A 12,931-nucleotide genomic window follows, 5' to 3' on the forward strand; every position below is an offset into this window, starting at 1 on the left:
CCTTCATCGAATCTTCACCAAACAGCTAACCAAGGCATATCCGCCACCGGCAGGCTCAAGTATTGAGACACACGTGGACCCCACAACATCACGCCCAGAGGTGCCGACGATCTGCCACAACACGGGAACATGCCACCGAGGTATCCGTACAGTCGCTGCCGCAAGAATGGCGGTCACAACGAGAGGGCGCAGAGATGAATCGAACCACCGTTCTCGAAGTACAAGGATTGCAGTGGGCGACATCGAAAGCCGCAGTCGAATCAACTCTCCTTCGCCGACGCGGAGTCGTCTCTGCCGAGGCCAACGTCCTCAACCAAACTGCCACGGTCACCTACGACCCGGCTGCAACCTCGATACCCGAACTGTCTCAATGGATCCGGGACTGCGGCTATCACTGCGCCGGGCGATCGGTGCCCTCCCACAGTTGCGACCCCCTCTCCGAACCAAACGACAGCACCAGCGCCGCGCCCTCTGAATACCACGTTCATTCAGACCACGCCGGCGCGTCAACCGACGCACCGGTCGAACACCCCGGAGAATCTCCTCACGGCGAACACACGGCGCACGAACCACATGCTCAACACTCTGCACAGGACATGATGGGGCACGGAGGCGCCCACGCCGGAATGTCGATGGACGACATGGTCCGGGACATGCGAAATCGCTTTCTCGTCGCTCTCGTTCTGTCCATTCCGATCATGCTGTGGTCCCCGATGGGGCGCGACATGTTCGGATTCACAGTTCCCGCCCCGTTCGGACTCCGCGACGACGTATTCACCCTGATACTGAGCTTGCCAGTGGTGTTCTATTCGGCCTGGATCTTTTTCGACGGCGCTTATCGGGCTCTGAAGGCCCGCACCCTCGACATGATGGTCCTCGTTGCCGTCGCCGTCGGAGCGGGTTGGCTCTACAGCGTCGCCGTCACGTTCACCGGCGGCGGCGAGGTCTTTTACGAGGCCGCGTCGGTGCTGACGGCCTTCGTCCTGCTCGGACATTGGTTCGAGATGCGAGCCAGAGGTGGAGCCAACGACGCGATTCGCACACTGCTCGAACTGACCCCGCCATTGGCAATCGTGTTGAGAGACGGCGAACCGGTCGAAGTTCCCACCGCCGACGTTGTCGTCGGAGACCTGTTACTGATCCGACCAGGCGGCAAAGTCCCGGTCGATGGAACGGTCGAGAGCGGAACTTCCGAAGTCGACGAGTCGATGGTGACTGGGGAAAGCCTTCCCGTGTCCAAAGAACCGGGATCCACAGTCATCGGTGCGTCCATCAACACGACGGGCACACTTCGCGTCCGAGCAACCAAAGTCGGTGCCGACACCGCCCTGTCCCAAATAGTGGCGTTGGTCCAGGAAGCGCAGAACTCGAAAGCGCCGGGGCAACGGTTCGCTGATCGGGCCGCGTTCTGGCTCGTCCTTGTTGCTTTGATCGGCGGCACCGGCACCTTCCTCGTCTGGTGGGCGGCGGGTGCAGGAGTGCAGACCGCGCTTCTGTTCGCGATCACCGTCGTTGTCATCACCTGCCCCGACGCTCTCGGTTTGGCCACGCCCACCGCCATCATGGTCGGCACCGGACTCGGAGCTCAACGAGGAGTGTTGTTCAAAAATGCCACCGCGCTGGAATCCTCGGCGCGCATCGAGACGGTAGTGATGGACAAGACCGGCACCCTCACCAAGGGTGAACCCGAAGTCACCGACGTCGTCGTCGACGGTATCGGCACCGATGAACTCCTTTCCCTCGTCGCGGCGGTCGAACGCGAGTCCGAACACCCCCTCGCCGGCGCGATCGTCCGCTACGCGACCGAACGCGGCGCCCCGGAGTTTCCCCTCACAAATTTCCGTAATGTGCCAGGTCATGGTGCGGCTGCGGAGGTGGACGGTCGTCGAGTGGCGGTGGGCAACCGCAAACTGATGATCGCCGAAAACGTCGACTTCGGCACATTGATGGGTACACGCGACGACCTCGCGGCCAGCGGGCGCACAGCAGTACTCGTTGCCGTCGACGGACAGGGCGTCGGGGTGATCGCACTCGCCGACGCTGTCCGAGAGACTTCCGCCGCCGCAGTGGCGGCGCTGCACGACTTGGGCGTCGAAGTCGTCATGCTCAGCGGCGACAACGAAGCCACCGCACAGCGCATCGCGGGCCAGCTCGGTATCGATACCGTCATCGCGGAAGTGCTCCCCGGCGACAAAGCCGCCAAGATCGTCGAGCTGCAAAATGCCGGCAAAAAGGTTGCGATGGTCGGGGACGGAGTCAACGATGCTCCCGCGCTCGCACAAGCGGACCTCGGTATCGCCATCGGCGCAGGTACCGACGTCGCAATCGAAACAGCGGACCTCGTGCTGATGCGGTCGGACCCACTCGACGTACCGGTCGCTCTACAAATCGGGCGAGGCACCCTCCGCAAGATGAGACAGAACCTCGGATGGGCAGTCGGGTACAACGTCATCGCCCTCCCCATCGCCGCTGGAGTCTTCGAACCCTCCCTCGGACTTGTACTTCGCCCCGAGATCGCGGCGCTGTCGATGTCCGGGTCCAGCTTCATCGTCGCAGTCAATGCACTACTGCTGAAGCGGCTACGCCTCCCTTCTCCCCCAGATCAACACCGGCCTTCACCCAGCACTACGAAGTCCACCTCACAGAACGTCTCATGACCCGACAACCGATCTCCCAGCGAAAGGGATTCCCCGATATGAAGAAGGTCCTCGCAATCAGTGCTGCAGCAACTGCAGCACTATTCGTCCTCACCGCATGTAACAGCTCCAATACCGATGAAACTACCTCCACGCCAACGTCAATGAGTGCCGAATCCAGTTCATCGGCGAACGCGAGCACTCACAATCAGGCAGATGTGACATTCGCCGAGCAGATGATCCCGCATCACAGTCAGGCCGTCCAGATGAGCGACATGCTCCTCTCCAAAGACGGTATCGACCCCCGAGTGACGACGTTGGCAGAACAGATCAAGGCAGCGCAAGCCCCAGAAATCGAGCAGCTGCAGGCCTGGTTGACCAGCTGGGGACAGAGTTCGTCCTCCTCTGGCATGAATATGCCGACCACCTCCCACAGCATGGAAGGCATGACACCCTCTACCAGCATGAACATGCCGATGCCCTCAGAGAGCATGGGGATGACGCCGGGAATGATGGAGGGGATGATGTCCGCCGATGACATGACCGCGCTGCAGAATGCACAGGGAACCGATGCCGCGAAACTGTTCCTCGCTCAGATGATCGACCATCACCGCGGAGCTGTCGCAATGGCGCAAACTGAAGTTGATTCCGGACAGTATCCCGAAGCTATCTCCATGGCGCAGACCATCATCAGCGCGCAAAACCAGGAAATCACCACGATGGAAGGCATTCTCGCCACGCTGTGATCACGACTTCCGGCGTTCATTGCTCAGATTTCAGTCGGATGTGAGCGCACGCGGCTCGGTGTCTCTGCTTGACAATTGACCTCGGCAGAGGCACCGAGCCTTCTAGGCGACAGGTCAATACCCCGGAGGACACCGAACACTATCGAGGCAACCTCATTTGTTGGAGGGTTTGGTAATTACACCCGAAGATATCCCGAGATCCGCACGCGCCGTCCTGCGTGCGCGGTCACATTCGTCGGGCTCAACATTCTGGTCAGGCTCCGTGGGATACCCACCAGCACGAGGTAGGAACGGGTGCACAAAAACCCACGCCTGAACCGAACCGATCTATTTGCATCAATCAGGTCCAGGCGCAAACCGAGCCCATCGATTAACGAGGGACAGGCCGGGTACGCAAACGAGAACAGACGACATGGAGGTCATGATGCAGGACGTTCGGCGGGGGATGACCGACTCCGAGTTGATCGCGGAGGCGTACCGACTCGAAAGCCAGCCGGTATTGAGCAGGTGCGACCACATCAGGTTGACACTGATACACGATGAACTCGAGTGTCGCGCAGGATGTCGGGAAAAGAAACTCCCTGACGCGGCGCCACAACGGCTTCCGCCTTGCAAGGGCAGGAAGTGCGCATGATTGACAAGTTTGATCACCACGTTCACACACTCACATCAGAATGGCTGCGCCACTCCCCCGGCATGCAGGCGCGGGGCTCCCCTGATCCATATGCCCCCGCGCCACTCTCACCCGCTCGCTCTCAGTTGAGTCCCGCGTACGAATGGAGGCCGGAGACATCCATCTTGATGATGAAGAGATTGAACAGCATTGCGACGAAACCGGCAATGATTATCCAGGCGGCACGGGTATCGCGCCAACCAGAAGTAGCACGCGCGTGCAGAGAGGCGGCGTAGATCACCCAAGCGATGAAGGAGATGTGAACGACGGTTGAAAACTAGACCACCCGTCGTTTCTGGACTAGTTTTCAACCGTCGTCAACAGGAGACCGTTTCCTTGGGGTCCCATCCTTCTTGACAACATCCAATCGCGCACTAGGAGCGTTCGGGGACCGCAGTACCGATCGAGTCCTTCGACACACAAGTACGCACTCCGCACGCCCGCTCACCTTTCAACCGCTGCCGAAACGCGCCCGCCATCAAAGCCAGTGAAATCAGCCCCAGGACCGGTTGTATCGGTGCCCACAGATTCAACGCACCCGTCACACCGACAGTCATGATCACCAATTTGTTGCACACCGGACAGCCGACGGCCAACAGAGCCAGCGCATTGCTGCCAATGCCCACGCGCGAGGGTGCTGCAGAACTGGATTGCGTTCGCACATACGTCGCGAGTATCAATCCACTCAATATCGCGTTCGCGATCCACACCGGATAGTTCCACCACAGCACCGGAGTCATCCGCTGGTAGAACGAAGTCGGCACTATCCCGGTGGGGACGCCGACGATGAGCGCTGCTGCCACCGCACCTGCCGACGCAGTAATCCAACGCCAGAGCGACCAATTCGTCATCGCCGATGTCCCTCCCTCATACAGTGAACTACTAAAAGAGATAGTAGTTCACTGTATGAGACGACCGGAAACGGCAATCCTTCAACGACTTGCATCCCACCCGACAGGGGTATCACCGAGGTGCACGTGTGTGAAAGCGAAGTCTCCACGGCGATCGAATACGATGCGCGGGACAGCGGGAGTTTGCGCAGCGTCGAGGCAGGGCAACCGAGGCCCGCACCGACAAACGTGAGCGCGGTAAGAGTTCGCGTAACAACGAATCGGTCAGTGCGGCTGTCGTCTTGGTAGGACCCCGTTTGGTGAGCCACTCGCTATCAGAGAATCAATGCGTGTGAATACAGCTGGCAGCTGTACTCATTCGGAGTGCGGTAAGCCAGCGATGAATGCCGATGTCGGGTGTTGTAGTCCTCCTTCCCGTCCTCGATGACCACCCGGGCTTCGAGGAGGCTGTGGAACTCGTTCATGTTCAGGCATTCGTCACGGACTCGGTTGTTGAAGGATTCGATGTAGCCGTTCTTCCACGGCTGACCAGGGGGAACATATCCGATTCCCAGTCGGTCCTCGCAGAACGTCCGCAACGCCTCGGAGATGAATTCGGGTCCGTTGTCGCACCGCAACACCTGTGGCGGGCCGCCCCAGAGCGCGAACACTTTCTCCAGGGCGGCGACGAGATCCTCTGCCGGGATGGATCCCTCGACCATGTTGAGCACCGACTGGCGCGAATGCTCGTCCACCATTGACGCGATCTTGAACTTCCGTTCGTCGGTGGTGAAGTCGAACTGGAAGTCGATCGCCCACACCACCTTCGGTGCATGTGCCTCGGCAATCGGGGTGGTCGAAGCGTCGGCTCGTTTGCGGATTTTGCGGACCTTCACCCGCAACCCTTCCTCGCGCCAGAGACGCTGAACCTTCTTCTTTGTTAATCACCCAGCCCATGGCACGCAAGTCCGCCCACGCCCGACGAAACCCCTTGCGGGCATTCGCTTTGGCCCAGTCTCGCAACCACTTCCGCAGATCGGCGTCCGGATCGTCCGGGGTGTCTCTCGCAAGCGCTTTTCGTTGGGTGGATCGCGGTTGCCCGACGATTTTGCAGGCGAAACGCTGTGAGAGCCCCATCGTTTCCTGGAGCATGACGACAGCGTTTCGTTTGGCGGTCAGGCTCAGAATTTTCCAGTGATAATGGAATCAACCCGTTGACGGAACGGCCTGACCCAGAATTTTCCGAGCAATCTCCTTGAGTGCAGCCTTTTCGAGTTCGGCTTCGGCGAGGAGCTTCTTGAGCAGGGCGTTCTCGTTCTTGAGTTCTTTGAACTCTTTGGCGTCGTCGGCTTTCATGCCGCCATACTGCTTGCGCCAGTTGTAGAGCGTCGGCACCGAGACGTCGAGTTGTCGGGCGATTTCCTCGACGTCGGCGCCTGTGGCGGCAAGTTCGTCGCCGTGGCGCAGTTTTCGGATGATCTGTTCGGGCGTGTGCCGTTTGCGTCCAGCCATGAGTTGCAGCCTTTCATGCCCTTGATCAGGGCGGAAGGATTCTCATAGCTTGCGGGTCACTTGATGGGGGTCATGCCAGTCTCATCCGTCGCCGGCACAGTCATCACCGAAATTGGGAACGAACTCATGGCGACTTCGTGTCCTCACTTCTTCCCGTCATACGTGCGACATATATTGCGTACACGTAGTTTGCGGACGACACGGCTCACTCGGATCCGTTTCCCGCCAGTGTGCTCGTTGTGGGATGGAACCTTCCGGTGTGAGCTTCAGCCCGAATCCGTTCCACCATGTGTGGGTGGTGCATCTCGAACGCCGGACACTCGGAGCGGATAGGGGCTCGGTGAAGTTGTGGCGTGGCGGCGGACAGCTGGTCGCCCACTCGAGAGAATTGCCATTGCCCCACGGATCGTCGACCGTGACGACTTCACCAAATCTGTAGCTCCTGAAGACGTTCCAGATGAACGGCAAGGTGAATGGTGAATGCACCCAAGACGAAGGACTCTACGGTCGAGATGGAGTTCAGTACCGCAAAGTCGTCCAAAGGTAGGTAATCCGCTTAGCGGCGCGGCATCCCCTCGACGCCGAGCCAGTGCTGCACGAGGAAGGTCATGTGGAATCCGCGAACGCCGCTTAGAAATGCCATTTGCCCAGCCACTCATCCATCACTCGGCCAGTCATCTTAGGGAACCAGAAGTAGATCCGCGCGTACGTGGTGAACACAACCGTACCGAAGACCACGTAGTGAAAATGTGCCACGCCGAAGTAACTGTCGGTGACCTGAAAATCGAACGGTGGTCTGGCCAGAAGCACCTCCGAAAGACCATCGACTAAGAAGGTGATCAAGAAACTGATCGAGAACAGCATCGGCGACTCGAAAGTCAATTGCCCCTTCCACCAATCCCGATAACGCCAACCCCACGATCCCCACATGTCCGCGCGCACGCCCGGCGAAACTCTTATGGAGACAGACGTACGCAACGATTTTCGCCGACCTCTGAAGCCAACCGTACCGCCGACGGAGAAGAGCTAGAGAAGCCTGGTCACATTGGGCACCATGCCGTCCCAACGCACCGGGGAAACCTTGACCACATCGCCGGACTGCGGGGATTCAAGCATCTGATTGTTGCCAAGGTAGAGCGCCTCGTGCTGACTTGCGTTGGGCCCGTAGAAGATCAGATCCCCTCGCTTCATCTGAGAGGCTGGAACCTGCCTTCCCGCGGTGTACTGGTACCCGGAGTAGTGCGGAAGTGAGATTCCCACACCAGCAAACGCATAGATCATGATTCCGGAACAGTCGAAGCCTGCATTTTCGAAATCACCGAAAGTGTCCGCGACTCCGCCGTCACGAATTCCGACGGTCGGCCCGTTTGCGTCTCCGCCTCCCCACGAATAGCGGACACCGAGTTGCGACATTGCCCGGTCGATGACAGTTTCGATGGCACCGTCACCGGTGACCGAATTCTGACCGTCGTCACTCACGCCACCTCCGGGCTCCGTCGTAACCGACGGAGCCTTGGTTGGAGAAGCAGGCGGTGACGGCGTAGCCGTCACCGACGTGGGAGCCCTTGTAGAAGCAGCAGACGGTGACGGCGTAGTCGTCACCGACGGCACCTTCGTCTCCGAGGAATCATCGCTGATCTGGGTATGCGGACGCTGTCTGCTGGCAATGTCCGCGGCGCGATCACGTGCAATTTGATCCGCAGCAACCCGGGTCGCAGCTTCCGATGCTGCTTGCTGCGCTGCGGCGATCGCCGCAGCGGTAGCTGCTTCCTCTGCTCTGCGCTGAGTATCCCACTGGTCGTAGACCTGACGCTGGTTCTGCAATCCCGTCGCGCTGTTTCTCGCTGCCTCCAACTCGATTTGCGCGGAATCGCGCTCCTTCATGACCACTGCCTGTTGCTCTGTTGCCGACTTCTGCGCATCCGTCACGCGCTGGATTGCTTCCATTGCGAGGGCTTTGTTGTCTTCTGCTCTGGCTGCAGCAGCGTCGGCGGTCGCCTGGGCCGCCCGTGCCACAGACTCCGTGTTCGATCGCGCCGTTCGTGCGCGCTGAAGCTCGTCCATGACCGCGTTGTGCTTCTTCGTAATCATCCGCACCAGGTCAGCTTTGGCCAAGAGATCGTCGGGGCTGTCGCTTCCGAGGAAGACGGTCAGCGAGCCGGCGGTGCTGCCTTGTCTGTAGCTGGCGGCAACGAAATCGTCGAACTGCTGTTGCGCCACCTCGATTGCCTGCCCAGCCACTCCCATGTCGGTGCGTGCAGCTGCCCCAGCAGCAGTGGCGGCCACCGCGACATCACGGGATGACTGAAGGTCCACCAACGCCTTGTTCACGTCCTCCCGCTTGATCGCAACCTGGGCGGCGATCTCAGCGAGTTGCGCATTCGCCGACGCAACGTCGTTGATCAGATCGCCGATACGGCCCAGAGTTTGATCCACGCGTGAGTCTGCCTGTTGCAACTCGGTATCGCTCGGATTCGGTGGCGGCGGCGGAACCGCCATCGCGATACCGGGAGTGGTTGCGACGATCGATCCGGCGAGAGCCAGACCAAGGACGGCGTGAGCGACTCTCGTGCGAGCATGCGTGAGTCGATTCCGTTGCCTCACAAACACCCCTCGTCCTCGACGACTCAAACTGCGCTCGACACCCATGTACTAAGGACAATAGTAGATAAACATCATCAACTGCCCCATATGACAAAAAGCGTCACATGTTTCCCTCGCGCACCACAGATCGGCTAACCGTGCTGTCGTACCGGATTGGACCAGAACGGCAATGCTCCTGACCTCGGGACCGTTCGCACCCGCTGCGTGGAATCGCCACCCCGCCTTGCTCAGGAATGTCGGGTGCACGCACGAGGCGCCGGCGGGCACATCCCGATTGTCATTGCGCCTGCTGAAGGTTCGTTACAGAGCGATGGTGATCGCCGCGGTGTGCAACTGGCCTCCTGTCTGGAACTCGATGAACAGTCGCCAGTCGCCGGATTTCGAGAGTTTCGCAGGTACATCGAATTCCGGACCTCGCTGATCGCTGTCCAGTGGCGTCAGATCAGCAAAGGCGAGAGTCTGTGCATGGATTGCAGTGACATGGACATAGGCGCCCTCGTAGCGCTGCACGTCGGATCCCTGCTCGTCGCCTCCGGCAATGTCCACCGTGAGCTCTCCCGACTGGCCGGGTGTGAGTTTCCCCGCGACCGTGAGCGTGTAGCCGTCGACCGAGGTCGACGGCATGGCGTGTGGAAGCCTTTCCGGAGTCCCCTCCCCAGGAACTGTGACCAGCTGCGAAAGCACCTGCGTTTCAGAGGTTTTCCCGCTAAGAGCCCTAAACTGGGCGTATACGCGGTATCTCCCGGGTACGAGGCCTGAGATCGGGGCGCTCCACGTGCCGTCGCCAGCCATGATCGGATGCAGATGCGCGAATCTCGTCGAGTCATCCCGAATGAAATACAGATGCATGAGCTGGCCTTGCTCTGCCTCGTACTCGGTTACCGCGCCACCCCCTGAATCGTCGATTCGGAATCTCCACGTCGTGGCTTGACCGGCGGGAATCATCGAATCATCAGTAATCAGCGCCATATCGGAGGTGCTGGACTCGAGCCCATTCATCACTGCCGAGGGTTCGCCGGCCTTGCTCGACGATGACTGAAGGGAAGGCTCCGCACTATCGGTACCGCTGTTCGTGCAGGCCGTGAGTGATGTCACGGCGGCGGCGACCACAGCCGCCACCGTCATGTACCGAGGCAGACTGCGAATATCCATCGGGTTGGATCGCTTTCTTTGTTCCACCGACCAAGGGAGGAGATGTCAGGGGTCGAAATGAAGGGTAGCCCGATCAGGAGATTGCCGATTGATCAACACATTCATCTCGCCCCAGCGAGTAGATCGAGGTTGGTAACACCACTGCAGCATGAGCTTCAGCGAGTGTGTCGCCGCACGCACTGATCACCTGGTCGTCGGACGCGCCGCCGAGGGACTCCGGCGTCGATTGGCCACATATGGGGTGAGCTCTTTACAGGGCAGGGATCGGGTCGTCGGCGATTCCGAGCCCGAGATGTTCGATGTGATAGACCGCTTCGTCGAGAAGCATCGCCACATGATTGTCGTACAGGCTGTACACGACGTTGCGGCCCTGCCGCGTCCCCGTCACCAACCCCATCGCACGCAGCAGTCGCAGTTGATGCGAGACAGCGGACTGCTCCATCCCCACCGCCTCCACCAGGTCACCCACAGAACACGCCCCGTGCCGCAGCCGAGTCAACATCCGCAGTCGACTCGGCGTCGCCAACGCCTGCAACGTGGCAGCCACCGTCGCGGCCGACTCCGCATCGAGCTGCGCGGGCGGTGTGGACGTGCCTTCGACTCCGTGACCCATGTGAAGCATCTTACCCATCATGATTACATGAAGAGGTCTTCATGTTTTCCTGTATCGTGGCGTTCGTTCCTACCCCCCTGCCCCCAGCCGGAAGCCGTGCCATGACCACCCCTGTACGCAGCGATCCACACACCGAGCCCGCGGCGCCCCGGGCCGCAACCGCCGTCCGCACCCGGCCGTTCGCACTCCCGGAAGTGCGGTGGGCAGCCATCGCGACCGGGCTGTTCGTCCTCGGGCTTGCCGCTCAGTTCGGCGGTGCCCCGACCTGGCTGTGGTGGACGCTGTATCTGGGCTGCTACGTCACCGGCGGGTGGGAGCCCGCACTGGCGGGCTTGCAGGCGCTTCGAGAGAAAACCCTCGACGTCGACCTGCTCATGATCGTCGCCGCGATCGGCGCCGCGGCGATCGGCCAGGTCCTCGACGGCGGCCTGCTGATCGTCATCTTCGCCACCTCCGGCGCGTTGGAAGCATTCCTGACCCAGCGCACCGCCGACTCGGTGCGCAGCCTGCTCGATCTTGCTCCCGAACGTGCCACCGTCATCGGCCCTGACGGGCACGAAACCATGGTGGATGCGGCGTCGTTGACGGCAGGTGATGTGATCGTCGTCCGGCCGGGCGAGCGGATCGGCGGCGACGGCCGGATCATCTCCGGAAGCAGCGATGTCGATCAGGCCTCGATCACAGGAGAACCCCTACCAGTGGCAAAACATCGCGATGACGAGGTGTTCGCCGGAACCCTCAACGGGACCGGCACTCTGCGAATCCGGATCGATCACGCGGCATCGGAGACGGTCGTCGCGCGGATCGTGGCGATGGTCGAAGAAGCGTCCGCCACCAAAGCGAAGTCGCAGCTGTTCATCGAGAAGGTCGAGCAGTACTACTCGGTCGGAGTCGTGGCCGCGACCCTCGCAGTGTTCTTCATCCCGTTCGCGCTCGGCGGCGCCCTGCAACCGTCGCTGCTGCGAGCGATGACGTTCATGATCGTCGCCTCCCCGTGCGCAGTCGTGCTGGCCACGATGCCGCCGCTACTGGCGGCGATGGCCAACGCCGGCCGCAACGGCGTGTTGGTCAAATCCGCCGTCGTGATGGAGCAGCTCGGTTCGGTCACCACCGTCGCATTCGACAAAACCGGAACCCTCACCAAGGGGTCCCCGGCCCTGACGGACATCCGGCCGATGAGCGGGGCGAACCTCGCCGCCGACGAGCTGCTCACGTTCGCCGCCGCGGCCGAGCATCCCAGTGAGCACCCGCTCGCTGACGCGGTCGTCGCCGCTGCCCGCCAACGCGGGTTGCAGGTGCCCCCTGTCGAAGAGTTCGACTCCGCCCCCGGCCGGGGAGTGCGAGCACGCCTGAACGGTCGCCGGATTCAGGTCGGCAGCCCCGCACACCTGCTTCCAGCGGCGTCGGCCGCGATCGCGGACCGTGCCACGGCGCAAGCGATGTCTGCGGCCGCCGAAATGGAAGCCGGCGGAAAGACCGCGATCGTGGTGATTGTCGACGCCGCACCGATCGGAGTACTCGGACTGGCCGATCAACTCCGCGACGGCGCCCGCGACGTCGTCGACGAACTGACCACCCTCACCGGACACACTCCGGTTCTACTGACCGGCGACAATCCCCGCGCCGCCGCTGCGCTCGCCGCACAGGTCGGGATCACCGACATGCGAGCCGGACTCCTCCCCGAGGACAAGGTCACCGCCGTCGCCGACCTCGAACGCAGCGGCGCGAAAGTGCTACTGGTCGGTGACGGTGTCAACGACGCCCCCGCACTCGCCGCCGCGCACACCGGCATCGCCATGGGCCGCGCCGGATCCGACCTCGCACTCGACACCGCCGACGCCGTCATCGTCCGTGACGAACTCGCCACCATCGCGCGCGTGATCGCCCTCTCACGCCGTGCCCGGCGCATCGTGATCGCCAACCTCGCGATCGCCGCCACCTTCATCACCACCCTCGTCCTGTGGGACCTGTTCGGGCACTTACCGTTACCCCTCGGCGTCGCCGGACACGAAGGCTCCACCGTCATCGTCGGACTCAACGGAATGCGACTACTTTCCCAACGCGCGTGGCGCTACGAGACAGGCAACCTCGGGTGGCGCCGGGCTCGATCCATCTAGAGAAGAGGTACATCTCCCAAGCAAAGGTCGTCCGCCTTCGATTGCCTG

Annotated in this window: 7 protein-coding genes and 4 pseudogenes; 3 read left to right on the plus strand and 8 right to left on the minus strand. The window is 61.2% G+C overall.

Features of this window, described 5'->3' with window-relative positions; genetic code table 11:
• Nucleotides 1-194: 194 nt before the first annotated feature.
• Both AC1Q6C_RS29190 and AC1Q6C_RS29195 read left to right on the plus strand, forming a co-directional pair.
• Nucleotides 195-2,657, plus strand: a complete 2,463-nt coding sequence (locus tag AC1Q6C_RS29190) for a heavy metal translocating P-type ATPase (protein WP_064113088.1) — start codon at nucleotides 195-197, stop codon at nucleotides 2,655-2,657.
• 38 nt (nucleotides 2,658-2,695) lie between these two features.
• Nucleotides 2,696-3,382 carry a DUF305 domain-containing protein gene (locus AC1Q6C_RS29195; protein ID WP_047270628.1) on the plus strand — a complete coding sequence of 229 codons (687 nt, stop codon included), beginning with the start codon at nucleotides 2,696-2,698 and terminating at the stop codon, nucleotides 3,380-3,382.
• Nucleotides 3,383-4,137: 755 nt separating this feature from the next.
• Here the strand turns inward: AC1Q6C_RS29195 and ccsA are convergent.
• The 8 genes and pseudogenes from ccsA to AC1Q6C_RS29235 all read right to left on the minus strand — a co-directional run.
• Nucleotides 4,138-4,314: pseudogene (gene ccsA / locus AC1Q6C_RS29200) on the minus strand (cytochrome c biogenesis protein CcsA); the annotation flags it as partial.
• A 115-nt stretch (nucleotides 4,315-4,429) separates the two neighbouring features.
• Complete coding sequence (locus AC1Q6C_RS29205) at nucleotides 4,430-4,906, minus strand: hypothetical protein (RefSeq protein WP_047270626.1); 477 nt, start codon at nucleotides 4,904-4,906, stop codon at nucleotides 4,430-4,432.
• Nucleotides 4,907-5,220: 314 nt separating this feature from the next.
• Nucleotides 5,221-6,397: pseudogene (locus AC1Q6C_RS29210) on the minus strand (IS3 family transposase).
• A 205-nt stretch (nucleotides 6,398-6,602) separates the two neighbouring features.
• Nucleotides 6,603-7,291: pseudogene (locus AC1Q6C_RS29215) on the minus strand (cytochrome c oxidase subunit I); the annotation flags it as partial.
• A 132-nt stretch (nucleotides 7,292-7,423) separates the two neighbouring features.
• Nucleotides 7,424-9,046, minus strand: a complete 1,623-nt coding sequence (locus tag AC1Q6C_RS29220; RefSeq protein WP_081377629.1) for an NlpC/P60 family protein — start codon at nucleotides 9,044-9,046, stop codon at nucleotides 7,424-7,426.
• A gap of 255 nt (nucleotides 9,047-9,301) precedes the next feature.
• The gene (locus tag AC1Q6C_RS29225; RefSeq protein ID WP_134929860.1) at nucleotides 9,302-9,625 is read right to left on the minus strand and encodes a DUF8832 domain-containing protein; all 324 of its coding nucleotides are present in this window, start codon (nucleotides 9,623-9,625) and stop codon (nucleotides 9,302-9,304) included.
• Nucleotides 9,626-9,709: 84 nt separating this feature from the next.
• A pseudogene (locus AC1Q6C_RS29230) lies at nucleotides 9,710-10,153 on the minus strand (DUF8832 domain-containing protein); the annotation flags it as partial.
• Nucleotides 10,154-10,403: 250 nt separating this feature from the next.
• The gene (locus AC1Q6C_RS29235) at nucleotides 10,404-10,766 is read right to left on the minus strand and encodes an ArsR/SmtB family transcription factor (protein ID WP_047270658.1); all 363 of its coding nucleotides are present in this window, start codon (nucleotides 10,764-10,766) and stop codon (nucleotides 10,404-10,406) included.
• 101 nt (nucleotides 10,767-10,867) lie between these two features.
• Between AC1Q6C_RS29235 and AC1Q6C_RS29240 the strand changes: the two genes are divergently transcribed.
• On the plus strand, nucleotides 10,868-12,883 hold the full coding sequence (locus AC1Q6C_RS29240) for a heavy metal translocating P-type ATPase (RefSeq protein ID WP_047270622.1): 2,016 nt from the start codon (nucleotides 10,868-10,870) through the stop codon (nucleotides 12,881-12,883).
• Nucleotides 12,884-12,931 lie beyond the last annotated feature (48 nt).

The sequence above is a fragment of the Rhodococcus sp. MT28 genome, from assembly GCF_058792695.1.